The organism is Rhodococcus sp. NPDC057135 (assembly GCF_042670865.1).
In the GTDB taxonomy this organism is placed as follows: domain Bacteria; phylum Actinomycetota; class Actinomycetes; order Mycobacteriales; family Mycobacteriaceae; genus Rhodococcus_F.
In genome coordinates this window covers 50,202-76,951 of record NZ_JBHUUU010000019.1, presented here as the reverse complement: position 1 = coordinate 76,951, position 26,750 = coordinate 50,202, and the positions used below count along the sequence as shown (strand labels likewise).

9 protein-coding genes are annotated in these 26,750 nt (G+C 61.8%); 7 read left to right on the top strand and 2 right to left on the bottom strand.

The window, feature by feature from the left end; all coding sequences use genetic code 11:
* Nucleotides 1-58 precede the first annotated feature (58 nt).
* The 6 genes from ACFT1A_RS27685 (at nt 59) to ACFT1A_RS27660 (ending at nt 6,915) form a co-directional block, all read left to right on the top strand.
* A complete protein-coding gene (locus ACFT1A_RS27685) occupies nt 59-952 on the top strand; it encodes a 4-hydroxy-tetrahydrodipicolinate synthase family protein (protein ID WP_378449609.1) in 894 nt (297 codons plus the stop codon).
* A gap of 48 nt (nt 953-1,000) precedes the next feature.
* Nucleotides 1,001-2,299 carry a DUF222 domain-containing protein gene (locus ACFT1A_RS27680; RefSeq protein WP_378449608.1) on the top strand — a complete coding sequence of 433 codons (1,299 nt, stop codon included), beginning with the start codon at nt 1,001-1,003 and terminating at the stop codon, nt 2,297-2,299.
* A 140-nt stretch (nt 2,300-2,439) separates the two neighbouring features.
* The gene (locus ACFT1A_RS27675) at nt 2,440-2,946 is read left to right on the top strand and encodes a GNAT family N-acetyltransferase (RefSeq protein ID WP_378449607.1); all 507 of its coding nucleotides are present in this window, start codon (nt 2,440-2,442) and stop codon (nt 2,944-2,946) included.
* A gap of 93 nt (nt 2,947-3,039) precedes the next feature.
* Nucleotides 3,040-5,031, top strand: coding sequence for an ArnT family glycosyltransferase (locus ACFT1A_RS27670; RefSeq protein ID WP_378449606.1), 1,992 nt, complete (start codon nt 3,040-3,042; stop codon nt 5,029-5,031).
* A 34-nt stretch (nt 5,032-5,065) separates the two neighbouring features.
* Nucleotides 5,066-6,304, top strand: coding sequence for a hypothetical protein (locus tag ACFT1A_RS27665; protein WP_378449605.1), 1,239 nt, complete (start codon nt 5,066-5,068; stop codon nt 6,302-6,304).
* 107 nt (nt 6,305-6,411) lie between these two features.
* Nucleotides 6,412-6,915 (top strand): MarR family transcriptional regulator, encoded by a 504-nt coding sequence (locus tag ACFT1A_RS27660; RefSeq protein ID WP_317826419.1) that lies wholly within the window; start codon nt 6,412-6,414, stop codon nt 6,913-6,915.
* A gap of 36 nt (nt 6,916-6,951) precedes the next feature.
* Here ACFT1A_RS27660 and ACFT1A_RS27655 read toward each other — a convergent pair whose 3' ends face one another.
* Both ACFT1A_RS27655 and ACFT1A_RS27650 read right to left on the bottom strand, forming a co-directional pair.
* Nucleotides 6,952-7,983, bottom strand: coding sequence for an iron-siderophore ABC transporter substrate-binding protein (locus tag ACFT1A_RS27655; protein ID WP_378449604.1), 1,032 nt, complete (start codon nt 7,981-7,983; stop codon nt 6,952-6,954).
* Between the two features lie 201 nt (nt 7,984-8,184).
* Nucleotides 8,185-10,044, bottom strand: a complete 1,860-nt coding sequence (locus ACFT1A_RS27650) for a DUF4012 domain-containing protein (RefSeq protein ID WP_378449603.1) — start codon at nt 10,042-10,044, stop codon at nt 8,185-8,187.
* A 192-nt stretch (nt 10,045-10,236) separates the two neighbouring features.
* Here ACFT1A_RS27650 and ACFT1A_RS27645 point away from each other — a divergent pair, with 192 nt between their 5' ends.
* The gene (locus tag ACFT1A_RS27645) at nt 10,237-26,478 is read left to right on the top strand and encodes an amino acid adenylation domain-containing protein (RefSeq protein ID WP_378449602.1); all 16,242 of its coding nucleotides are present in this window, start codon (nt 10,237-10,239) and stop codon (nt 26,476-26,478) included.
* Nucleotides 26,479-26,750: the final 272 nt, after the last annotated feature.

Below are 26,750 nucleotides of genomic sequence, written 5' to 3'. Positions count from 1 at the left end.
GCTCGACGATGGAAACGCGAACTAGACCTACAAGGTTTGTTGGGTGAGGCTGAGTTCTATGACCACTGCTCGAATTGACCTCGCCGGAATCCATGTCCCTTTGATCACCCCATTCGAGAGCGACGGTCGTATCGCAACCGACGCACTCGAACGGCTTGCGCACCAGGTTCTCTCCGATGGTGCGGTCGGACTCGTTGCGCTCGGGACGACGGCGGAGAGCGCAACCCTGACGGAGCAGGAGAGAGTGGCCGTTCTGGACACCTGCGCGAGCGTGTGCCGTGCGCGGGGCGCGACGTTCATCGTCGGCGCTGGCGGTAGCGACACGGTGGGCAGTGCGCGGGCGCTCGACAGTCTGAGTCGGTGGCCGGAGGTCTCGGCGGCGTTGGTTCCGGTTCCCTCATTCACGAGGCCGTCGAAAGCCGGTGTGGTGGCGCATTTTACGTACCTGCAGGAATCGAGCCCGGTACCGCTCATCGTCTATCACGTGCCGTACCGAACTGCGTGCGATTTGGACGGTCGCACACTGCGGGAGCTGGGAGCGTTGCCCGGGGTTGTTGCTGTGAAGTATGCCGCCGGCAGTATCGACGCAGCTGCCGTCGAACTCTTCGCGGATCTTCCGGACGACTTCGCCGTACTGGCCGGGGATGATCTGTTCCTCGCACCGCTCCTGGCCTTGGGCGCGTCCGGCGGCATTTTGGCGTCGGCTCATGTGTCGACTGGTGACTTCGTCCGCTTGGTAAAGGCTTGGGACAGTGGCGATGTGGACAGTGCTCGCGACCTTGGACAACGGTTGTCGAAGCTGTCCGGGGCCCTGTTTTCCGAACCGAACCCGACTGTGATCAAGGGTGTGTTGCATGCGTTGGGGCAGATTCCGACGCCCCAAGTGCGATTGCCGTTGCTACCGGCGAGCGATGAATCGGTGGATCGAGCGCTGGAGATCTATCACTCTTGACTCGAATGTATGTTCGAGTATTGTTGGGGGTGGGGATCGGGGGATTCAATGAGTGTTTTGTCGTCGGACGTGGTGTCTGGCTCGGCGGTGGGGTTACGCGGACGCCTGTGGCAGTTGACTGCTGCCGAGTTGCGCGCCGCTGCTGTCGAGGCGAGTGCGGCGATTCTGCGCCTGGAAGCGGTGCGGGTGGCGGTGGTCGACGAACTCTCGATGCGTCCGGATGATCAGGTGATTGCCAGCCGCGGCGTCGGTGCATGGTTGGCGGCGAACACGATGCTGCAGGTTCGGGACGGGAAGAAGATCGCCGCCCTGGGCGCCGCGCTGCGGCCGTTTCCCGCGGTAGCAGCGAGATTCGATGATGGGGATTGCTCGTTCGATCACGCAGTCTTGATCGCGGCGTTCTGCGAGTCCCCGCCGAAGGGGATGCCGGAGGAAGCGTTACCTCGCTGTATCGATTTGTTGTTGGCGGCTGCGTCGGGGGTGGAGGCGACGACGACGAAGGTACGGCACGTTATCGCGACGTTGGAGCGGTTGTTCGAATCCGATGAGATTCCGCCCGCCGAAGACGTCGACCGGAACGAACTGCGGATCGCCTCGACCTTGACCGGTCGGGTGGTGGTTCGTGGGGATTTCGACGCCCTCACCGGCGAAATGCTGCTCTCGGCCCTGTTGAATTTGACGATGCCCACCCCAGCACCCGATGGAACTCCCGACGCCCGGTCCGCAGCAAAGCGGACGGCAGACGGGTTCACCGAACTGATCCGCCGCTACCTCGACTGCGCAAAAACCGGAACAGACGGCGGCCAACGCCCGCACGTGAACGTACACATCAACGCGCGTGATCTGGCTGAGCATCGGGACTGCGCCGCAGCGCCTTCTGATGGTGAAGAGTCTCGGCCGGATCTTGATGTCGGGCACATGCCGTGGCTCGGGCCGCTGTCGGTGTCGCAGACGAGGTTGTTGGGGTGTGATTGTTTCCTGTCGACTGTGTTGCTCGATGATCACGGGGCGCCGTTGGATGCGAAACCCGGAAAACGATTGGTCACCGCCGAACAGAGAGTGGCGCTGATTGCCCGAGACAGGGGTTGCGCGTTCCCGGGGTGTTCTTGCGTTCCGGCGTGGACGGATGCGCACCATATTCGGCACTGGGCGAACGGCGGTCCGACGGTGATGAGCAACCTTGTCCTGCTGTGCCGTTCACATCACCGGCTGATGCACCGTAAATCCGGGTTCGTCGGTAAGTGGGACATCAGAATGGGTGTCGACAACAAACCGTGGTTCATCCCGCCGCCCTCGATCGACCCGCAGCGGCACCCCAGGCCGGCGAACACCACATTCAAAACCTGACCGAGTGGTGGGACCTGTTCAGAGACATAACTTCACGCCGATAGGCTCCATCTCGCAGATACATCCGAGGCGGAGCCTAGAGGTCGTGCCGCTGTGGGCCGCACCTGTGGATGGTCGTATCGAGGGGAGGGATCACGACTGTGGACGTTGTTCGGGCGATCGCAAGTGATGCGCCGGCGATCTTGGCGCTTCGGCATGGAGCGGAAGACTGGTTGACGGAACGTGGAATCGCTCAGTGGCGTCCTCGCGAAGTGTCTCTCGAGCAGATCGAGGCCCAGATTTCGCGAGGGGAGTTCTATGTCGCGCGAGACCAGGTGCAGTCGAGGATCGTCGGTGCGCTGAGGTTGATCTGGTCAGACCCTCAGGTTTGGCCCGATTCGGATGAACCTGCAGGCTACGTGCACGGGTTGGTTGTCGATCGAGCATTTTCGGGCGACTCGATGGGTGAACGCTTACTGCGCTGGGCGTGTCGACGGTCTGTAGAGGAGGGTGCGCAGTACCTGCGGCTCGATTGTGTGGAAACGAACGTGCGATTGCGTCGCTACTACTTGGACGCCGGTTTTACCGAGGTCGGGCGTCGTGACTTCGGAGATGATGCCGACAACGGTTGGTTCAGTGTCGTGCTGTTCGAGCGCGCTCTGACCTGATCCATTCACAGCAACCTTCCAGCCGGGTCGCAGTGACGCCAGGGTTGGAGACGCGATCGTTAACAGGACAGTAACTCGTGAAGGGACTTCCTGATGACCGCCGTTCTGCATCCGGCCCCACCTCAGCGGCCGGCACCGACTGCCCATCGAGCGGAGCCCTCGCCGTCGTGGTTCCGCACTCGCCGTACAGGATTGGCGCTGACGACCCTGTTGGCGGCAACGGCGGTCCTGTATCTGTGGAATCTGACCGCGAGTGGATACGCCAACACGTTCTACGCTGCGGCTGCGCAGGCCGGCTCACAAGATTGGAAAGCGTGGTTCTTCGGGTCCCTCGATACCTCGAATTTCATCACGGTCGACAAACCGCCCGCTTCGTTGTGGGTCATGGGTCTGTCCGGACGGATCTTCGGATTTTCGAGTGCCAGCCTTCTAGTTCCGCAGGCATTGATGGGCGTCGGATCGGTTGCGCTCGTGTATGCGGCCGTCAAACGAGTGGCGTCGCCCGCTGCGGGTCTTGTTGCGGGAGCTGTGTTGGCCGCTACGCCGGCTGCCGCCCTGATGTTCAAGTTCGACAATCCTGATGCACTGTTGGTTCTGCTCATGACTCTCGCCGGCTACTTCGTGATTCGGGCAATGGGCACGGCGATGGGGCGGCGAGCCGCGATGTGGGTAGCCCTCGCCGGTGTTGCGCTGGGGTTCGCTTTTCTCACCAAGATGTTGCAGGGGTTGATGGTATTACCTGCATTCGGAGGTGCGTATGTGATTGCCGGACAGGCACGTCTGCGAGCTCGCTTGGTCCACTTGGCGATCGGAGCCACGGCCGTTGTCGTATCGGCCGGTTGGTGGGTATTGGCAGTGTGGATGTGGCCTGCGGATTCTCGCCCGTACATCGGTGGGTCGACGAACAACAGCGTCATGGACTTGGTGCTGGGATACAACGGATTGGGTCGACTTTTCGGTAACACCGGTGGCGGTGGCGGAATGAACGGTGGCAGTGCGGGTTCGAGCTTCGGGGGGAGTACCGGACTGGAGCGGCTGTTCGGCAGCGAGATGGGTATACAGATTTCCTGGCTGATACCTGCGGCACTGATCGCAGTGGTGTTCGGACTGCTCGCCCGGGGACGCGCACCGCGCACAGATCTTCTCCGCGCGTCGTTGATCCTGTGGGGTGGTTGGTTTCTCGTTACCGGCCTGATCTTCAGCTATATGTCCGGCACGATCCACCCCTACTACACAGTTGCGCTTGCGCCCGCCGTCGCGGGGATGATCGGGACCGGTGGATACGCTCTGTGGTTGGTCCGTGCCCGTTGGATCGGACGTTGCGGCTTGGCTGCGATGATGCTGGCCGCAGGAATCTGGAGCTGGGTGTTGTTGCACCGCAATGCCGACTGGCTGCCGATGCTGAAGTGGATTCTGTTGGTAGGCACGATCGTCGGCGCGATTCTGGTTCTGGTGGGAGCCAAGGATCGATTCCGAAAGCTTGCTGTCGCTGGATTGATCATCGGCTCGTTGGCAGGGATAGCCGGTTCGGCGTCTTACGCGATTGCCACTGCCGCAGCCGCGCACGGCGGATCCATTCCGACAGCCGGACCCGCCGGTGCGGTGTCCGATTCCGGAATGGATGGGGGAGGAGGTATGGGTGGGGGCCCAGAGCTGCGAAACGGTGACGCTCCGCCGAATTCTTCTGACGCGACTGTGAATCCGACGTCGGACGGGCAAGAACTGAGTAGCGGCAGCGAAAGTGCTTCCGAGTTGACGGCAATGCTGGTCAATGCGAGCACCACGTGGTCGGCCGCGACCAACGGTTCGCAAAGCGCAGCAACCTACGAGTTGGCCAGCAATACCGCGGTGATGGCGATCGGCGGTTGGAGTTCCGATCCCGCACCGACATTGGATCAATTCATCCAGTACGTGGCAGACGGAAAAATTCACTACTACATTGCCGGTGGCCAGGGCGGAAGCCAGAGAGAGGGCCAAAGCGGGGACAGCACGTCGAGTGCCATCCAGGAATGGGTCGAAGCCAATTTCGGATCGACGACAGTGGGAAATTCCACGGTTTACGACCTCACTGGGTATGTCGGATAGTGACGTAGTTGTTGCCGTAGGCAATGATCGAGAAATGTCTGGGCACACCGCACACGAGTCGAACCGTCGTCGCGAGCAATGGACCTGGCGCGACGGGCTGGTGATCGTCTCGATCGTCGCATTGGGAACTGTTGTCGCGGCGGTGACGAACGAGGACACAGGCAAGTCGATTCCTGGCTGCGATTCGGTTGAATCGCCAGGTCCGCCGGTACGATTCAACTACGGTTCCGCGGGCGAGCCTGGCTATGACGATCCGGACTATCCGTGGTTCTCGGGGCCGAAGGCCACCGCCATGAGCGACGCGTTACTCCAATCGTTGCCTTCCGATGTCGACGTTGTATTTGCGAGTCCGTCGAAATCGTTCGAGTTTGCGCCGATCCAGAATTTCCGGGGTGCCTCGTTTCCTGACGGGGTCGACCCGATCGAGTTCAGCGGTTCGACGAGGGCAAGCGGGGCGGTAAGTCGCGGCGGGCAGACGGCCGATGTCTCGGTTCAGGTTCGTGCATGGGATCAGCCGGTGCCGCCGTGCTTGGAGGGTCTTGTGGATCGGCGGGAGCATCTCGCGAACGGAACAGTGCTGGACATTGCCGATTTCGAGGACGAAGTCGCTTCGGATGTCGGGGGCGAGCGAGGTGTCGTCGCGTATCTCGGCGACGGATCCCGGGTTGTTGCCAGCATCGACACGTCGACGGAGACTTCGACGGATTCTGGTCCGCTTTTGACGATGGACGAACTGATCGGGCTCGCAACCGCGCGAGGGCTTGCGGTGACTGCGCCGGTTCCAGACTCGACGCCGCCGCCGATGGCATCCTGCTACACCGATTCTGTGAATGCCGGCCCACCTGCGACGCGCATGGATGTCGACCGACTGAATCAGTTGCTCGATACACGGTGGAAAGACCTCGGCGCGGCAGGCGTCACCTTGGAACGCCCACTCGGTTCGTTGGTTCCAAATGATTACGGACAGGGAGGAGTGTGCGAGCGAATCGTCGCTTCGACAGCGGACGGCAGCAGCGATGTCGAGATATCGGTTGGTACCGCCGTGCCGGAACCGGGTGAGACACTGACGTTGCCGGGCTCCACGACCGTGACTCGCCTGGTCGATCCTTATGGCTCGGGCGACGACACGGTCCGGGTTGTCCACCCCTCCGGCGAAACCGTAGTGATTACCCAGTTCGCGAAATCGGCTGGCTCCACTACAGCACCACCCTTGACGACCGAACAACTCGAGTTCATTGCAACCACTCCAGGCTTGATGCTTTCGGTTCAGTGAGTGTGGTGCTGGCACAATAGTGGCGGATAGTTCGGACCCCGTTTGTTCGGACCGGTTTTGTTCGTACTCAGTTTTGTTCGTACTCAGTGACGTCGGAGGCTCAACGAATGGGCGATGCCAGCCCTGCTCGCGGTGACGATTTCTCCACCTGGTTCATCGACCAGTTCTCCGTGTACTGGCAGTCCGGTGGTGGGGCTCGTATCGAAGGGCGGATCGCGGGCTATCTGCTGATCAGCGAGTCGCCAGGGGTCAGTGCCGAAGAGTTGGCGCAGGCACTCGGAGCAAGTCGCGGATCGGTGTCCACCTACATTCGCCGGTTGATCGACCGGGGCTTCGTCAAACGCACGCGCAAGCCTCGGGATCGGACTCACTACTACGTCATGGATTCCGACGTGTGGGGCGGATTCCTCGAAACAGAGCACGTGTATCTCGAGAATCAACGCAAGCTTGCGACCGAGGCGCTGCAATACGCAAACCCCAACGGCCCCGCGTACATTCGTGTGCTCAACATGCGCGATTACATGGGGTGGATCATCGACAATCGCATGCTGAGCAGTGAGTGGATGCGATTCAAGAGCGAACGTGACGGCAAGAAGCCCGCATCCGAATAGGACACGGGCTTCTCGATCGCACAGTGCGTATCTACATCACTTGTTCAGCTTCGCGATTGCCTCGTCGATCATCGGTACGTAACGCTCGAGCGACCAGGGCACGGTCAGGGGGTTGATCATCGAGGAACCCGTGACGAAGGGCTGTTCGGTCGGAGCGATCACAGTTCCCCGAGCCACGGCGGGGATGGCCTGGTACGCGGGCTGCGCTTCGATCTCGGCCCGATTGGCCGGGTCCGAGTAGAAGGTGAAGAGCAGGTCGGACTTGTCGAGGAGGTTTGCGTTCTCCAGGCCGATGACGGCTGAGTCTGTTCCTTCCGATTCCGTCAAGGTGTAGACGACGGGATCCACCTGCAAGCCGAGTGCGCGGACCATGGCCACACGCTGCTCTTCGGCGAAGAAGACGCCGAGCGTACCCGGGCCCGTGTTGTAGATGAAGGAGAAGCTGACGTCGGCGTAGTTCGGATGTGCTGCAGTCGATTCCGCGAACTGCGACTTGATCTTGTCGATTTCGGCCATTGCCTTCTCGGATTCACCCATGGCTTTGCCGATGACGTTGATCTGCTCTTCCCACGTGATGGTCCACGGGCTCTCTGCGTAGGCGACGGTCGGCGCGAATGCGTTGAGTGAGTCGAACTGCTGCTGAGTGATGCCGGACCAGGGGGCGAGGATCAGGTCTGGTTCGAGAGCGATGATCGCTTCGATGTTGAGGTCGGTTCCGCCGGTGAACTGCTCGGGCAATTCGCCACCTTGCTTCGTGACCGCTTCGTGGACCCACGGCAGATATCCGGTGTCGTCGCTGCCCCATGAGTACTTTTCGACGCCGACCGGGATTGTGCCGAGCGCGATCACAGTCTCAGCCGATCCCATGCCGAGGGTCACGATTCGCTTGGGCTTTTCCGTGATGACGGCGTTTCCGAGTGCACTTTCGATGGTGACGGTGTCGAAGTCGCTGTTGCCTGATTCGGTTTCAGCGTTGTTGTTGCTGCATCCACCGACCACTAGGGCGGCAATGACCAATCCACTCAGCGCCACAGTTCGGCGAAGTGAGCGCACACGGGCGTATCGCATGAGGAACCTTCCGTTGTCGATGCGCCGAGGAGTGAGACTCCGACGGATCGCAGCCGACGGCCGGTTCCAGGCGCGTCAGGAAGCATAGGCTAGCCTTCGCCAAAGTTTCAAATCTGTTGAAAGTTCATCGAAGGCTGCCGAAAGACGCTGATCGGCAAACGTCCGCTCGGAAGGGGAGCGATAGACGTTTGCCGATCACGTTCAGCAGGTAGGCACGTCGACGGTAATCTTCGGGTCGTCGACCAGCGGCTGGACCGGTACGCGCGCCTCGCCCTCGGCTGTGGGCTCGGTCAGATCGAACTTCAGTTCAACAGTCTGTCCTCGCGGAATGACGGCCCTCGTCATGTAGGCCGGGTGACCCTGCTCTGATCCGTTGACGGCAAACGAAATCTGCCCGCCCACCGAGACCGCGTCGAGTTTTGCTCCGGTCGTTGCCAGCAGGGTGACTGCGGCCACGTTGGTGCCCTTGGGCAGTCGTCCGGGGTTGTCGACGATCCCGCTGACGTATTCGGTCAGGTCGGCGTCGGGTGCGTTGTTTGTCAGTCGAACGGTGACCGTTGTCTTTCGGGTGTCGCCGGTGCACGTCTGCGCCGTGTAGTCGATTTCTCTTGTGAGGTAGTAGTCGAGCTTGTTGCCGGCTTGGTTGTTGATCACCACACCGGCATACGGCGCCGAATCTCCGGGGATCGTATGACCGAGGACCGTGTCGGCGAGCACCGATTGTTCGTCGGGGTGCGAGCTCCACACTGCGATTCTGCCCTCGCTGACGCCCTTGCCCAGTGCCTCCAGCAGTGCGCTCGGGGACTTGATGTTCCCGGTCATCTTCTCGACGACGCGAGCCGCGATCGTCTGCAGATACTGCTTTCGTGCCTTGTTGTCGGAAGGGAAGCGTGCATACGCGGTCGACTCGGTCAGTTCCACGACGTTGTCAGCCGTCACCGACTCCCCGTCGGGCATCTTGATCGGCCCTACCGCTTTCAGGATGTAACTCAGGGCTATCGGATCGGTCGCTATCGCACCGTCGACCATCTCACCCCCGGACTCCTGTGACCACAGGGACTGCCAGATCTGTGCCGCGTAGGGAAAGTGCGAGCTGAGGTTGCTGTTGCGAGAATCGGTGGTCGGGCGACTTGTTCCGTACAGCTGGTTGAAGTCAGGACCAAGGTCTATCGGTTGATTGTCCAGTGTTAGTTCGGAGTTGGGGGAGAGTGTGTCCACCCGAGCGGCGCCGTCGTCGACTCGGACGATGCCGTATCCGCCCAAGAGGCCACCGGTTCCGCGGGCTTCCGCATTGGTCTGGAAACCGATGAAGTAATTGCGCGGCCCGTCGGTGCCGAGCATCGCCGGTGCGATGCGAGCCGCTGTGGCGGTGTTCGTCAACAGGGTAGCCAGTTCGCTTGTCTGCGACTGCAATTCTGCTCGGGCATCGTTAACTCGGCCCAGGTACTTCGATTCGGGAACTTCCTGTGCCTGCGACGACAGCAATTCCGCGGCGATAGCTGTTTCGGCCAGTTTCGGTTCTGCTTCGCGTAACGGTGCGAGTGCCAAGCGTCCGCCGGGCTGCACCAATTCTGTTGGTGCGAGTGAAGTTCCGACAGTGACAGCAGGACCGAGAACGTCACGCGTGAGGCCCTGGACGACCTCGGTCATCTGGCGCGTCGAGTCGAAGGGCGACCCGATGACCGGAACAGCGGCGGCGATGTTCCAGGGAAGCGAATGGGTGTTGTCATAGGCGGTCGACGCCGCGAGATCGGCTTCCGCCGCGGCGGACTCTGCGACCCCCGTATCCCCGGCAAGGAGTGCACTCTTTGCCGATTGTGCATGGTCGCGAGCCGCTTCCAGGTTGCCCTGCGCCTCGTATGCCGTGTACCCGAGCCAGGCCACAAAACCGCCCACGACCAGTGTCGATGCCGTGATCGCGACTGCAGTTCGGTGGCTTCGGAGAAATGCAGCCGACCCCTTGGATTCGCGCTCCGGACCGCTCGGCGGGATGTTGTCGGAGCCGATCGGTTCAGCCCCGGAATCGTCGTCGGACTTTGGTCCCACCGTGTCGTTGTTCATCCGCTGAAGCTCCTGACGTTTGAGTGCGTGAAAGCTGCGTCGACATGTCTAGCAGTGTTGGCCCGGTGGTGAAAACTTAGACGAGACAGTAGGGTTCGGTTCGGCCGTTCGTGGTGTTCGCTCCCATGGATTCACGTGATCAGCCACCGAATGTTCGTGAATAACAAGGCTGGTGAAATGTGAGGTGACGGGTTGAGTGCTTTTCCGTTGTCTCGGGCTCAGCTCGCGCTGTGGTTCGCGCAGCAACTGAGTCCGTCAACTCCGTTCGTGGTGGCTCAGTACGTGGAACTACGAGGACCGGTTGACGTCAAGGCGCTGATCGAGGCAACGAATACGGCATGTCATGAAGTGGAGTCGGCGTTCGTTCGCCTCGTCGCTACTGATGCCGAGCCGCTTCAGGTCGTCGATCACTCCATCGTCGACGATCTCGAATACCTCGACCTCCGCGGCGATGAGGATCCAGTTCAGCGCGCGAACGAGTGGATGACAGCGGAATACTCACGGCCACTTGACGTGATGTCGGATCGCTTGATCTCGGCGACCTTGCTGCACCTGGCAGACAATCACTACTTCTGGTATTCGCATGCCCATCACCTCGTGCTCGACGGGTATGCGGCGATGACACTCACCACGCGAGTGGCCGAGCGCTATTCCCATCTTGTTCACGGCAAGAAGCTGACTCCTTTCGGTGGTGCGGGGGTACGTGCGCTGCACGACCTCGATGTCGACTACCGATCCTCGGCGCGGTATCGATCGGACGAGCAGTACTGGACGGAGATGTCCGAGGGCCTGCCTCGCCCGGTTCGCCTCGCCGACGGCGCCGGGCTGACGTCCATGCCGCAGCGCATGATGGTGCAGACCTTGGATCCAACTCTTGCAAAACAGCTTTCGGATGTCTCGACAGAGTGGACTACGTCCGAGGTGGCGATCCTCGTCGGTGCGTTCGCGTCCTATCTCGGTCGGATGACTGATTCCGACGACGTCGTCCTCAGCCTGCCGGTGTCCGGCCGCACCACGGCAAAGTCGAGACGTTCGGGCGGAATGCTGTCCAACATCGTGCCGGTTCGTGCGCAACTTGATCGGGATCTGTCGCCACAAGAGTTGGTGCGTCAGATCTCGGTGCAGATGACCGGCGCACTGCGGCACCAGCGATTCCGCTACGAGGACATGGGTTTCCAGGGAGATCAAGGCGGATCCCGCGACTCGGCGGGCCCGGCAGTCAACGTCATGATGTTTCACGAAGCGATTCGGCTCGGTGACGTCGTCGGTGAATTTCACGTCCTCACATCCGGACCCACCGAAGATCTGTTCTTCAGCATCTATCCGTCGATCGCGGGGGAGAACGTTCGCCTGTCCTTCGAAGCCAATCCGCGCCTGTACAGCGAACGTGATCTGGCGATGCACCATCGTCAGTTCGTTCGGCTACTCGAGGGATTCCTCGACTCGGCCACCAGGGGGCTCGGTGACCTCCTTGTCCTCTCGGCGAACGAACTGAAAGATCTGGTCCCCGCGCTGGGTCCGCGGACGGACGGATTCGCGACGCTCGATTCGGTCATCAGAGACGGGACAGGGCGGGGGAGTGCCGTCGCGATCCGCGACCAAGGTGTGGACGTCACCTACGACCAACTCGGCGCTCGCGCGGATGCACTGTGCGCCTTGCTCGTAGAGAACGGCGTCGGCCGAGGTGACGTCGTCGGGATCCTTGCCCCGCGGTCGACCGATTCCGTAGTTGCATTTCATGCGGTAGTGCGGGCCGGTGCGGCTCTTCTTTTCGTGGATCCTCAAACACCCTCCGAGCGTGTCGCTTTCATTCTCGACGATGCCAACGTGTCGGTTGTGGTCGGTGACGATCCGGCAGGCGTGCCGGCTTGGGTCTGCGTCGTCAGTCCCAGGGGCGACGAAACTGTCGATGGGCCGATCGATCGAACTGCGGGGGTCGGTTCATCTATCGCCCGCGTGTCCCTGGACGATACCGCCTACGTGGTCTACACCTCGGGGTCGAGCGGACGGCCGAAGGGCGTCTCGGTCACGCACCGAGGCATTTTGCCGTTGCTGCGTTCTCACGCACGGCGACTGGACATCGATAGTTCCTCCCGAGTCGCGCTCCTGGCATCCACGTCGTTCGACGTGGCGATCCTCGAGATTCTGCTTGCTCACGGCTGCGGTGCGACTGCCGTGATCGTTCCTCCCGGATTGATCGGCGGAGTGGACCTCGAAGACTATGTGCGGCTCGAGGGTGTCACGCATTTGATCTCGACACCATCGGTTCCGCTGACGATGGATCCTCGGGAACTGCCGGATCTTCGAGTATTGAACGTGGGCGGCGAGCGACCGCCGGGGTCGCTCGTGGATGCGTGGTCGAGTCACGTCGACATCGTGAATTCGTACGGCCCTAGTGAAGCAACTGTCGCGGCATTCATGAGCGAGCCGCTGGTGCCTGGCGGTGATACACCGATCGGGCGCCCGATCGACGGCGTCGCCGCTGTGGTGTTGGATTCGTGGTTGCGTCCCACTCCGGTCGGCGCAGCGGGTGAGCTGTACGTGATGGGACAAGGACTGGCGCGTGGGTACCTTTCGCCGGCGCTGACGGCGGAGCGTTTTGTCGCGGCGCCCATAGGTACGGCCGACGCTGGTGCGCGCATGTACCGCACCGGGGACGTGGTGCGGTGGAACGATGCCGGTCAACTCGAGTTCTTGGGCCGCACTGATCAACAGGTGAAGATCCGGGGAGTACGCGTCGAACTGGGCGAGATCGAAGCTGTGCTCCTGTCGACTCCTGGCGTCTCGCAGGCAGCAGTGGTGGAGAGATCCGGGTCGATTGCAGCGTATGTGACCGTGAGCGAAGACGGAGATGACCGACCTCGTCCGTTGAGTCAGGAGGCGGTGCTCGAACATCTGGCTTCACTACTTCCGCGTTCCATGCTTCCGAGTTCGGTGACGATTCTGGCAGCGTTGCCCGTCACAAACCATGGAAAGACAGACCGTGCAGCGCTCCCTGAACCGACGACGGCCGCTGTCACCGAGCAGCACTCGGCGGTAAGCCGCCCGATCGAGTACGACGAGGAATTGATTGCCTCGGTGATGGCCGAGGTCCTCGGCGTCGGAGTTCTCGGACCGCACTCCGACTTGTTCGCCTGGGGCGGTAGTTCTCTCGACGCCGTGTACGTCGCCGCGCGCGTGAGTTCCGCCTTCGGAAGAAGGATTGGTGTCAGGGACGTGTTCGGTGCCCCGACGCCGGCGCAGCTGGCCCGGAAGATCCGCGAGGGTCGGGCGGAGTGGGTGGTGGAACCCCAGCGGATTTCGGACGACGTCCTCGTGGAAATCGCTCCAGCACAACAACGTCTGTGGCTACTCAACCGTCTGGATCCGCAGTCGTCGGCGTACAACATTGCGTTCGAGGTCTCGTTCAGTGGTGTTCTGGATGCAGCGGCGATGAGGGAGTCGGTAGTTGACCTGACCGATCGCCATCCCGTCCTGCGCACGGTGTTCTCGTTCGACCAGAGTCACGACACGTGGCCGATCCAGGCTGCGTCTGCGGCGTCCGTGACCCTGATCGAGGTTCTGTCCGAAGAATACGACTCTGCGTCAGCGGATTTGGTTGCGGCCGGGTTCGACCTGGCGACCGAATTGCCCTTTCGGTTGATCCTCACCTCGGACGGCGAGGCCGACCATCGCATGACCGTGGTCGCCCATCACATCGCCCTGGACGGTCTTTCGTTCGCGACGATCGTCTCGGACCTTGTTGCGGCGTACGACGCCCGCGCCGCTGGGAGTTCGCCGATCTGGCCTTCGCCCTCGCTCGACTATCGCGACTATTCCGCTTGGCACAGAACCGTTCTCGGTGATCCTACGGATTCGCAGAGCCTAGCTGGCCGTCAGTTGGAATTCTGGGAAACAGCTCTCGCCGGCGTTGATCCGACTCTGGCGCTTCCCGCGGACAGATCCCGCCGGCCGGACCAACCGTCGTCGGCGCGGGACGTGACGTTCGAACTGCCCTCGCCCGTCCACGCGGCGCTGAACGAAATTGCCAGAGCACACGACTGCACGACCTTCATGGTGCTGCACGCCTGCCTTGCGATCGCGCTGAGCAAGATCACCGGTGCGCCCGATATCGTCATCGGAACCCCGACGTCCGGTCGAACACACCCCTCGTTCGACGGCACCGTCGGTATGTTCGTCGGAACCGTGGCGCTGCGAACGCTCCTGCTCGATGGAGACACCTTCGGTGAGTTCTTGACTCGAGTACGCGACGTCGACGTGGCGGCTCTGTCCAATGCCGACGTCCCGTTCGACTGGGTAGTCGAGCGGGCGGTCGGTGGGGCCGCAGGCGAGAAGAATTCCTTCCTGCACGTGGTTCTTGCCGTCGATCCGGTAGCTTCGGTTCCCGAGATCGCCGTGGGAACGATGACGGCTCGAGGAATTCCGTTGCCTCCCGCGCACCCGCGGTTCGATCTCGAAGTGACTGTGCGCGAAGATCGTACGGTTGACGGAGGTGCGAGCGGCATTTGCGGCACCTTCCGATATGCCGCCGATCTGTTCGATGCGGCCACCGTGGGCGGTTGGGTCGAGCGGCTACGTCGAGTGTGCGACTCGGTCGCCGAGAACTCGTCAATTATGTTGCGTGACATCGATGTTCTCAGCGTCGCCGAGCGCGAAGAACTGCAGGTGCACGTGCCGGCGCCAGCACTTGGTGCGAACTCACTGTCCGACCTGTTCGCCGGGGTCGCGACGAAGCGGTCGAACGAAATCGCCGTGACGAGTGGAAATTCTCGGGTCACCTACGCAGAGTTGCACGTTCGTTCGGAGGCGCTCGCAGCCACCTTGATCGATCGAGGAATTCGAGTGGGGGATCGGGTGGCCGTCGGCCTCCCTCGCTCGATCGACCTGGTAGTTGCGATTCTCGCGGTCGTTCGGGCGGGCGCCGCGTACGTCCCGATCGACCTGCAGTATCCCGACGCTCGCATCCGATACGTACTCGCCGATGCGCGTCCGAAAGCGATTCTGTCGACGCCCAGTTCCGCTCCGCGTTTCGGTGAATACGAACATGCCGTCGTATCCGTCGACGAGACGGCTGACGCGGCGCAAGGTTGGCCACTTGCGCCCTTGGAGTCCGCCGCTTACGTGATCTACACCTCCGGATCAACCGGAGCCCCCAAAGGCGTCGTGGTATCTCAGGGCAACGTGTTGGCTCTGCTCGCCTCGACTCGAGAGATCTTCGACTTCGGGCCCGAAGATGTGTGGACGATGTTTCATTCGTACGCATTCGACTTCTCGGTATGGGAGATGTGGGGTGCGCTGACCACTGGCGGATCCCTGGTGATCGTGGACGGTGACGTCGCGCGCTCACCCGAAAGATTCGTGGATCTGATTGTGCGGGAACAAGTGACCGTTCTGAATCAGACCCCGGCTGCCTTCTATGCGTTGGCGGAAGTCACGCAGGAAATGCTGCTTCCGCTCCGGTCGATTGTTTTCGGCGGTGATCGCCTCGACGTGGGGCGCGTGGAGGCCTGGTTCGATCGGCACCCGGATGTGCGGGGCGTCAACATGTTCGGAATCACCGAAACCACCGTTCACGTCACCAGTGTCGAACTACCGGCCGGCGACGGAGCTGCCTCGCCGATCGGATCTCCGTTACCGGGCTTGCGCAGCTACGTACTGGACACCGCGCTCGAGTCTGTCCCTCCCGGATCTGTCGGCGAACTGTACGTTGCCGGTCCACAGGTGGCCGCAGGCTACTTGGGTCAACCCGGGATGACGTCTTCACGATTTGTGCCTGAACCGGGATTCGACGGGTCGAGGATGTACCGCAGCGGCGATCTGGTCCGTTGGCGAGCCGGTCGACTCGAATATGTTCGCCGCGCCGACGGTCAGATGGCCCTGCGCGGTTACCGCGTCGAACCGGGCGAGGTCGAGACCGCGCTACTGGCTCACAGGTCGGTGGAGCAGGCCGCGGTGGTGGTGCGAGAACTCGACAGCGGGCCGACATTGGTCGGTTACATCACCCCGGAGAAGGGACACGACCTCGACGACGTATTGCGGACTGCCCGTTCGTTGTTGCCCGGGTACATGGTGCCGTCGGCTTTGATGCCACTTGCGTCATTGCCGGTCACGATCAACGGCAAGATCGACCGTGCGTCGCTGCCGACCCCGGTGTCTCTCACGCAGCCCTCTCGGCAGTCACGAGACTTCTTCGAGCAGACAGTCGCAGCCATCCTGAGCGATTTGATGGACGTTCCGAATGTCGATCCGGTTCGGAATTTTTTCGATCAGGGGGCCAATTCCTTGATCGCCACTCGACTCTCGTCGCGACTGAACGCCGTCCTGGGTTGCAACCTCGACGTCCGCGATGTCTTCGAGCGCCCATTCGTCGATCAGCTGGCCGGAATTGCTGCTGCCCGAATCGGTGTGGGGCAAAACGGCACGGGGCCGGTGTCCTTGGTGCCTCTGTCTTTGGCTCCGCGTTCGGACAATACAGAAGTGCAGCTGTCAGCTTCGCAACACCGAATGTGGATTCTGAATCAGTTGGATACAAAGTCCGCCGGTTACAACATTCCGATCGTGTTGCGCCTGACGGGTGAATTGGACGTAGTTGCAGCCGAACTGGCCATTCGTGACCTGATCGATCACCATCGCACCCTGCGGACCGTGTACCCGGTTGTCGGTGAGCGCCCGGTTCAGAAGGTGCTCGACGTCAGGGAGGCAAGTCCGCCGCTTCAGCTCGCGGCGCTCGCGGGCGAGGACGCCGAGAATCGCGTCGCAGAACTCGTGGGTTCGGGATTCGATGTCACCACGGATCCGCCTGTACGGGTGGCCCTTTTCGAGGTTTCACCCGACGAGCACGTCCTGGCCGTCGTTGTCCATCACATTGCGGCCGACGCTCGATCGCTGGAAGTGCTGATACGTGACTTCACTGTCGCGTACATCGCTCGCGCGGAGCAGCAAGCTCCGCAGTGGTCGCCGCTCGCGCTCGAATACTCCGATTACAGTGCATGGCAGAGGGAATCGGGGGTTCCAGACCCCGTTGTCAGTTACTGGAAGCAAGCTCTCGAAGGCCTTCCCGAGCAGGTGACGCTACCCCTGGACCGCCCACGCTCGACGTCCGCTCGCGCGTCGAGGTGTCGAGTGGCGATCTCAGGTTCCGTACGGACGGGCCTGCAAGCGGTGGCACGATCGAACAACGCAACCATGTTCATGGTTGTCCATGCTGCTCTCGCGGCGCTGATGGCGAGGCACACCGGCAGCAGTGACGTGGTTGTCGGCACTGTCGTGTCCGGACGCACCGCACCTGAACTCGATGAGCTCGTCGGCATGTTTGCCGGGACGATTGTTCTCCGAACCGACGTCGATCCGTCGAAGTCCTTCGGCCAGTTGGTCGAGCAGGTTCGTCAGCGCGACGTATCGGCGTTCGCGCATGCAGAGATGCCTTTCGAATCGCTGGTTGATTTGATCGACCCTCCGCGATCACGCTCGCGGCACCCGTTGTTCCAGGTGGCGCTCTCGTTCCAAACAGTGCATCCCACCACCTGGTCCGTGCGGGGGTTGTCCGTCACACAGATTGCTCCTGATGTCAGGCACGCAAATTTCGATCTGCAGCTCAACGTCACGGATTCAGGGATCGGCGGCGGTCTCGCCCTCGAATTCGTCTACAACGCTGATCTATTCGACGATCTGACGGTATCGAGCTTTGCGGGCCGGTTCGAGCGCTTCCTGGGTCAAGTGTCGATCGATTCGAAGGTCGCCGTAGGGGGAATCGACCTGTTGGACAGTGCGGAACGAGCTCTTCTCGTCCCCGCACACGGCGCGGCCGACCGGCCTGGTCGATCTCGACGTCCCGGTACGACGCTTGCCTCGATGCTGCGCTTGGGCGTCGAATCCGCCCCGGATGCTGTGGCGGTCGAGGGCGAGGGCAACGCACTGACATATCGGGAACTCGATGCCCAGTCGAATGTCGCAGCCGACGAGTTGCGCGCCCGGGGAATCGGAGTCGACCAGGTCGCTGCCTGGACTGCAGATCGGTCCATTGCGTCGATCGTGCAACTGTGGGCAATCGCGAAGGTCGGGGCAGCTCCGGCATTGGTGGATCCGGAGCAGCCGCAGGCACGGCTACGCGGTGTTCTCGAAACACTGGGCGACGGCACGATCGGCAGCCACAACGCTGCTGGTGAGAACGCTGGTGGTGAGAAGGTCACAGACTCGGCGCGCGAATATTCCGACAGCCTTGCGGCATACGTAGTCTTCACTTCGGGGACGAGCGGAACCCCGAAGGCTGTAATCGTGACCAACGGCGGGCTCGACGTCATCGCCGAAGACCTGCCGGGTAGGTTCTCGGCTGGGCCAGGTTCTCGCGTACTCCATCGCGGAGCACCAGGATTCGACATGACGATGCTCGAGGTGCTCATCGCGAGTACGTGCGGGGCGACGCTCGTCCTGGCGAAGGACGACGAACTGTTCGGTTCGGGACTCGCATCAGCGCTGAGGCGCGAGCGTATTACTCATCTTTGCGCCACACCTACCGTCGTCGCCTCGATCGGTACTCCGTCGCTGCCGGACCTTGCAACGGTGATGTTCGGAGGCGAGCGGCTCAGCGGTGCGTTGGCGAAGCGTTGGCACGCCGGACGCAGAGTGATCAACGGATACGGACCCGCTGAGTCGACGATGTATTCGCTTGCTACCGAACCCCTGTCGAGTGAACACTTGTCGAGCGACATTTACGACGGGTCCGTCGGACATCCGCTGGCCGGGGTCGACGCGGTGGTGCTCGATGATCGACTCGTACCGGTGCCGCCGGGAGTTGCCGGAGAACTGTATCTCGCAGGTCGAATGCTCGCACGCGGGTACGCCGGCCAACCTGCCCGAACTGCGGAACGATTCGTGGCAACCAGTTCAGGCGCCAGGATGTACCGAACCGGCGACCTGGTGATGTGGAAGCCTGAGATATCCAAACCGGCAACCCAGAAGCCCGAAGGCGATATCTATCGCCTGCACTATCTCGGACGAACCGACGCGCAGGTGAAGGTCAACGGTGTCCGGATAGAACCGGGCGAGATCGAGGCAGTCATTCAGTCTGTCGCGAAGGTCGATTTCTGCGTCGCCGGGGTACGGGCGACCGAAGGTGGAAGTCCGCTGTTGGTCGCCTACGTGAGAAGTTCAGGCGCCGAGAGAGTTGACACGGGTCGGCTACGCGCCGCCGTCGCAGAAGTTCTTCCGACGTACATGGTTCCGCATGTCATCGTCGAAATCGAGGGCGACATTCCGATGCGGAACGGCAAGGTCGACTTCGCCGGTCTACCGTTGCCGGCACTCGACGCTTCCCGCACAGAGGGCCCAGAGACTGACACTGAGCACCTGGTTGCTGCGGCTTTTGTCGCCGTTTTGGGCGGAGACGGGGACGATCGTGATGCAGACTTCTTCTCGCTCGGGGGCAATTCGCTCTCGGCCGCGGAGGTCACGTCACTCTTGAGTAGTTCTCTGGGACAGGTTGTTCCGCTGAGGACCGTATTCGAGCATCCGACGGTTGCGGCGTTGGCAGCCCGGCTCGATTCGCTCGAGCAGAACGACTCGGTGACCGATCTTGTCCGACTGGAGCCGCGCCGCGATCCCACGCCCGCACCCCTGTCACGAAACCAGCGTGCGATGTGGGTACTCAATCAGCGGAACACAGCGAGCGGTGCGTACAACCTGCCGATCTGCATCGAGATCGACGGTGAACTCGACGTGTCCGCGCTATGTCAAGCCGCGACTGATCTTGTCGGCCGGCATGAGGTCCTCAGAACCCGGTATCCGGGCACTCCACCGGTTCAGGTCGTAGATCCTCCGTCTTCGGTGGCAGTGGAAACGCGACTGGTCGGCGACGTCGAGGTCGAAGTGCTGCTGCGAGAGTTCGGCTCGCGCGGTTTCGACGTAGCCGCAGACCTGCCGGTGCGCTGGATGCTGCTCCAACTGTCGCCGGTCAGACATGTTCTGGCGGTAAGTTTTCACCACATCGCAGTCGACGGGGTGTCGATGCGAACTGTGGTCGGCGACCTCCTGACCGCTTACGGCAAGCGCCGAGCCGGACTGGACCCGCAGTGGCCTCCGCTGCCGATCCAGTACGGGGATTTTGCCGCGTGGGAGGCAGCGAGTGACGTTTCCCCTGTCGTCGAAGAGTTCTGGCGCCGGGCACTCGACGGCGTGACATCTGTGTCTCCGCTGACGGTGGATCACACTGACGACGGACCGATTTCCGCGGCGCAGCGAGTGAACTTTTTGATACCAGCCGTCGTCACCTCGGCACTGCAGGCGCGAGCGGACCGGTTGAAGGTCTCGCTGTTCGCGGTGGTTCACGTGGCGCTGTCCGTGGTGCTTGCCAAGCTGAGCGGGAATCCCGACGTCGTGATCGCGACCGCGGTCGACGGACGGCGTACGCCCCAACTCGACGGCGTGGTCGGAATGTTCGTGGATACGGTGCCTCTGCGCCTGCGGATCGATGGGAACATGCCGATTGATCTTCTGTTGGCTACAGCTTTCGATGCTGACGTGGCAGCGTTCGAATACAGTTCTGTTCCTGCCGAATTGGTTGGTGAGTTGCTCGGTGGACGAACTCCCCAGGTTGCGCTGGGTCTGCAGAATTTTGCGGTCCCTGCCGTGGAGGTGGCCGGTCTCACGATCGAGGCTCGTGAAATCGAGACCGCAACAACGAAGTTCCCCATGCATGTCTCGCTCGCACCCGCTGTCGACGGATCATTGACCGGCGCTGTCGTCTATGCCGCGAGCGCGTTCGATCCGTCGAGCGCCGACGCGGTCACTCGACATCTGTCGAGAGTGCTCACCTCGATTGCCGAGGATGTGCCAGTACTCGTTTCGGATCTCGCGGTGGGCGCGGCGCCCAGTTGGACTGCTGTCGAGGTCGATTCGTCTCGGACACTCACCGAGATCTTTGCCTCCACAGCGGCGCGATTCCCGAACAACATTGCTCTCGACGACGGACAGAGCACGGTGACGTATGCCGAACTCGACTCTGCCTCGGATGCTCAAGCCTGGGAACTCGTGGCTCGGGGAGCAGGGCCGGGCGCTGTATACGAGATTCCGGCAGTGCGAACTATCGCTTACCTGGTCCGAATGTTGGCCATCACGAAAACGGGCGCGGCATTCGTGCCGATCGACCCTGACCTGCCGACGGCACGGTTGAAGCAGCTACGCACAGTGCTCTCCGACCGCAGCGTCGTTCCCGGCCGGCAGTATCCGGATTCAGTTGCGTACGTCGTTCACACCTCCGGGTCGACCGGTGAACCGAAAGGCGTTGCAGTCACCCACCGAGGACTGGGCCTTCTGACCGACGACGCAATCCGGAAGTACGGGGTGACTTCGGACTCGGTTGTGCTGCACGGATACAAACTGACGTTCGATGCAGCGATCCTCGAGATCATGCTGGCGATCGGTGCCGGGGCTACCTTGGCGGTCGCGCCTCGTGAGGCTTTCGGCGGAAGGGCACTCGAAGAGTTTGTCGCAGAACGCGGCGTTACCCATATGTTGTCGACTCCGGCCGTACTCGACACCATGGCACCGGAGCGGTTCGACTCGCTCGAGGTAGTGGCAGTCGGAGGCGATGTGCTCTCACCTTCCACCGCGCGCGCGTGGAGTCGCCGTGCACGAATGCTCAATGCGTACGGACCGACTGAATGCACCGTCGTCACGACTGTCGCCGAGGTGGATCATCGGGTCACCATCGGAGTTCCGCTCACCGGAATCGGTGCAGAGGTACTGGATACGCGACTGCATCCGGTGCCGTGGGCCGGGATCGGTGAGTTGTACGTCAGCGGACCCGGGCTGGCGATGGGCTACGCCGGAGATCCCGCCGGCACCGCCAGTTCGTTTGTCGCTGCACCAGGTGGGCGCCGCCGTTATCGGACCGGTGATCTGGTTCACCGCCGCACCGATGACACGCTCGGATTTGTCGGACGCTCCGATCGCCAGATGAGTGTGCGAGGAATCCGCGTCGAGCCTGCCGAGATCGAATCGGCCCTGCGTCGGTGCCTCGGCGTCGAGGCCGCTGCGGTTGTCCTCGTCGACGAGATCGCTGTGGCATGTGCGGTTGGTGAGTCATTGGAGTCGGATCAGCTGACAATCGAGTTGGCAGCGATGTTGCCTGCATATCTGATGCCCGGCCGAGTAGTCGTGCTGGAGTCGATCCCGCTCACGTCGAACGGAAAGCTGGACGCAGACGCGTTGCGGCGCCATGTGTTCGAGAGCCAGGTACCCGACGCAGCAGTGACGGTTTCGGAGGAACTCGTCACCGCTGTCATGTCGGAACACGTGTCCGGAAGCTTCGGCGCTCTGCACAACCTGTTCGAATCGGGTGGTGATTCGTTGGCCGCGGCCGCGGTGGCAGGTCGACTCGCCTCGATCTTCGCCCGGGACGTGCCTGTTCGAGCGGTCTTCGACAATCCGTCACCGCGAGCGATGTCTCAATGGCTTTCGTCGAGCGCATCCGACGGCACGCGCCGCGAATTGACTCGACGCGATCCCGGGACGCCCGCGCCGCTGGCGCCCTCTCAACAGCGACTCTGGCTGATCAATCAGCTGCAGCCGGAATCGACCGCGTACAACCTGACGTTTGCAGTAATCCTGGCAGACGGCATCGATCGTTTGGTCTTGAGCAGCGCACTCGGTGACGTCGTCGATCGCCACGCCGTACTGCGAACTGTGTTGGTTCCAGGTGAATTCGGTCCACAACAGGTCGAAATAGATTCTGTTGCATTCGATCTCACCCCGGTGCAGGTCGACGATATCCGTGCGAGCGCTCGAGCCTTCGCGAATGTGCAGTTCGATCTCGAACGAGACCTTCCGTTCCGAGTGCGTGTATTCACCGAGGATGCAGGAGTCGTCTCTGCAGGATCGACTGTCCTGGTCATCGTTGTTCACCACATCGCAATCGACGGTGCCTCGATGGGCCCGATCCTGGCCGATTTCGCGGCAGCCTTCGAGGCCAAGGCAGTTGGAAGAGAATGGGATCGCTCCGCCGACGGGATCAGCTACGGCGATTACAGTCTGTGGGCGAGAGAGAGTTTGGGTGATCCCGAGGATTCTCTCAGCGTGGCTCACCGGCAGCTCGACTACTGGTCGAACGTCCTTCGTGGCGTCGAGGATGTGTTGGCTCTACCCGTCGACACACCCCGGAGTCCGCTGTCCTCACGATCCGACGAGATGGTGATGGAAGTCCTCGACGGCACCACCTACGACGCGTTGTCGGCGTTGGCCCGCTCGCACGGCGTCACGGTATTCATGGTCGTCCACAGCGTGATTGCCGTGCTGCTCGCTCGTGAGTGCGTCACGGATGATGTCGTTGTGGGAGCAGCGGTGAGTCTGCGCAACGATCCGGCGCTTCGCAATGTCGCCGGCATGATGGTGGGCACCGTCGCGTTGCGCACGAGGATCAACTCCGCCGACCACTTCACGGCAGTCTTGGACGAGGTTCGCCGCGTCGATCTGGAAGCGATGGCGAACGCGGACGTTTCGTTCGACGATGTAGTCGCGAAGGTCGATCCGCCGCGCAGGATGAACGAGCATCCACTGTTCACGGTCATGCTGGCATATCGACGAGCGCTCGAGTTGCCGCAGATCGACGGGGTATCTGTCTTCGACCTCGACATCGCAGGGGCATCGACGGGCTACGACTTGACGTGGGATCTGGTCGACGCCGGTGACAGTCTGACCATTCGATTGTTGTACGCCACGGACAAGTTCCGGACGTCGACCGCGGAACTGTTCATGCAGCGGGTGACACGTATCGCCGAATCGGTGACAGCCGAACCCGAGATAGTGGTCGGCGAGATCGAATTGTTGTCCGGATCCGAACGCTCGGCGTTGACCGTTGCGAATCCCCGCAACGTCGATCCTTTGACGATTGCCGACATTTTCGAACGTGCTCTGCGTCAGGCACCCGATGCAGTAGCGCTGGAAGAGAACGGCCGAATCTGGACTTACCGCGACCTGCACGAGGCGTCGTCGCACTGGACGCGCGAGTTGGTGGGCCGGGGAATCGGGCCTGACGACGTCGTCGCCGTTGCGCTCGGTCGCGGACATCTGTGGATCGTTGCGTTGTGGGCAGTGGCGCGGGCAGGCGCAGCGTGGCTGTCGCTCGATCCGGCGCTGCCGACAGTGCGCCGGCAGACGATGGTCGAGGAGTGCGGTTCGGTTGTCGGTTTGACAGCAGAAGGTGCAGCCGAGAGTTTGCCCGATTGCGTCGAGTGGTTGTCGATGGATGAATCACGCACTGCGAGTGAGGCTACCGAGGTATCGGCAACGCCGGCTCGTCCCGACAACCTTGCCTATGTCATCTACACGTCGGGTTCGACGGGAAGACCCAAGGGCGTCGAGGTTTCGCATCGCGGAATCATGAATGTCTACACCGCGCACGCCGAGATCGCCCAGCTCGATCGCGGCCCCCGTGTCCTGCAATTGGCGTCGTCGACCTTCGATGCGTCGGTGATAGAGATTCTTCTGGCGGCTGCGGGGTGTGGAACGTTGATTCTGGCTCCCGACTTCGTCTACGGGGGAGAGGAACTCACGAGTCTGCTGGTGACTGCCGACGTCACGCATTTGATCGTGACGCCGACCGTCCTGGCCACGGTCGTTCCGGATTCAGTGCAACCGTTGATCGTCGAATCGATGGGTGAGCCGCTCTCTGCGCGCCTTGCGTCGGCCTGGTCGAGCCGACATCACATCGTCAACGGGTACGGACCGACCGAATCAACGGTCGCGGCATCGATTTCGCACCCGATCATCGATGGAGACGTCACTGTCGGCACTCCGGTACCTGGTACGACGGCACTTGTTCTCGACCAGAGGCTACGTCCGGTTCCGGATGGGGTGACGGGAGAACTCTTCCTCTCCGGTGAGAATTTGGCGCGGGGGTATGTCGCATCCCCAGGTTTGACCGCTGATCGTTTCGTGGCCAATCCCTTTGTCACAAATCCCGCGGCGGTGGGGACTCGGATGTATCGCACGGGTGACCTCGTTCGTCGTCGGCGTCACGACCGAGCGCTCGAGTATCTGGGCCGCAACGACGCACAGGTGAAGGTCCGGGGTGTTCGCGTGGAACCGGCGGAGGTCGACGCGGCTCTGTCAAGCCATGGAGCAGTGACCTTCTCGGCTACCGTTGTCACCGACGACGGGCGCGGGCCCGCTGAGCTTCGGTCGTATGTAACTCTGGCAGAGAACAATTCTGTGACGGAAAGGGAGCTGCGCGATTTTGTCTCCGGCTCGCTGCCGAAACACCTGCTGCCTTCCTCGATAACGGTGGTGGACCGGGTCCCGTTGCTCGCATCGGGGAAAATCGACGTCGCGGCTCTTCCTGCTCCTGCACCGCAGGTAGGGTCGAGTGCAGATCGACCCGTCTCGGCTACCGAACGTCAAGTGGCACAGGCATTCGAGAGTGTCACAGGCGCGGTATCGGTGGGTCGTCATGACGACTTCTTCGAACTCGGCGGTACGTCCATGGGAGCCGTTCAGGTGGCTTCGCGAGTGCGTGAGGCTCTGAACAGGGAATTCCCTGTTCAATGGATTTTCACCGAACGAACTGTGGCCGAGCTTGCCTCTCGGTTGGATCTCGATCATGCCGATATCTTGGAGGGTGATTCGTCTCGTTCGGATCCGCTGGACACGATCGTCATGTTGGGCGGCAATCCTGACGACGTACGGCCGCCGTTGTTCTGCGTGCATCCGGTCAGTGGAATTGCCTGGTGCTACGCCGGACTCGTCGGTCGGCTCGAAGGTCGACGGGTGTACGGCATCCAGGCAACGGGAGCAGGTGAGCTACCCGGCACGGTGGCGGAGTTGGCGTCGGGGTATGTCGATGCCGTACGGATGGTGCAACCGTCGGGTGAATACCATCTGCTGGGGTGGTCTGCCGGCGGAACGATCGCGCTCGAGATGGCGAGCCAGCTCGAAGAGGCCGGCGACCTGGTCGGTTCGGTTGCCATGCTCGACGCACTGCTGCCGGAGATGATGCCGTCGGTACAAGCAGCCCCGGAGCCTTCCGAACTGTTCGCGCAGATCGGGCTGACTGAGGTTGAAACGGCGACTGCAGCAGTGACTTTCGTGGACGTCGCAGCAGAGATCCGAAGGCAGACCGGTATGGATTTCCTCACCGATACGGTTCTCGAATCGGTTGTGGGCCGGGTGGAAAAACTGTCGCGAATCGTCCGGGATCACCGGCCGAGACCATTTTCGGGGTCAGTGGAACTCTTTGTGGCGCAGCATGATCTGCCTGAACATCGTCACTTGGTCGAAAAGTGGTCTGAACTGGTGGGCCCGTTGCGAACGTATCTGGTCGACTGCTCTCACTCGGAAATGTCGAGCATGGAGGTTTTGGCGAGCGTCGCGAAAGTTCTCGTCGACAGTCGCCGAAGCGTCGTATCCGAAGCGGGGGAGCGCAATCATACTGGGGTGCAGTAGATCTGCGGCGCCGGGACTTTGGTCCGGAGTTGTCACACCCGGGGTCCTCCGTCCTTCCGTTCCGCAAGTAGAACCCGTAGCATTTTCCTTGTGGCAGTAAGCCATTCAGAAACTATCTCCGGAGGATCGTATGTTGGGTTCCCTTTTTTCCATCAGCTCTGAAATCGGTGTCCCGTCCGTCGACGCGCTTTTCGAGGCTGCTCGGACCATCATCGGCGCGATCTTCGGCCTGAGCTGACACATCGCAGCGACCTTCCCCCGCGGTGAAGAAG

Coding starts and splice junctions, on each gene's coding strand:
- ACFT1A_RS27660 (WP_317826419.1), top strand. CDS start 6,412: ATGGGCGATGCCAGCCCTGCTCGCGGTGACGATTTCTCCACCTGGTTC.
- ACFT1A_RS27685 (WP_378449609.1), top strand. CDS start 59: ATGACCACTGCTCGAATTGACCTCGCCGGAATCCATGTCCCTTTGATC.
- ACFT1A_RS27670 (WP_378449606.1), top strand. CDS start 3,040: ATGACCGCCGTTCTGCATCCGGCCCCACCTCAGCGGCCGGCACCGACT.
- ACFT1A_RS27680 (WP_378449608.1), top strand. CDS start 1,001: ATGAGTGTTTTGTCGTCGGACGTGGTGTCTGGCTCGGCGGTGGGGTTA.
- ACFT1A_RS27650 (WP_378449603.1), bottom strand. CDS start 10,044: ATGAACAACGACACGGTGGGACCAAAGTCCGACGACGATTCCGGGGCT.
- ACFT1A_RS27665 (WP_378449605.1), top strand. CDS start 5,066: ATGTCTGGGCACACCGCACACGAGTCGAACCGTCGTCGCGAGCAATGG.
- ACFT1A_RS27655 (WP_378449604.1), bottom strand. CDS start 7,983: ATGCGATACGCCCGTGTGCGCTCACTTCGCCGAACTGTGGCGCTGAGT.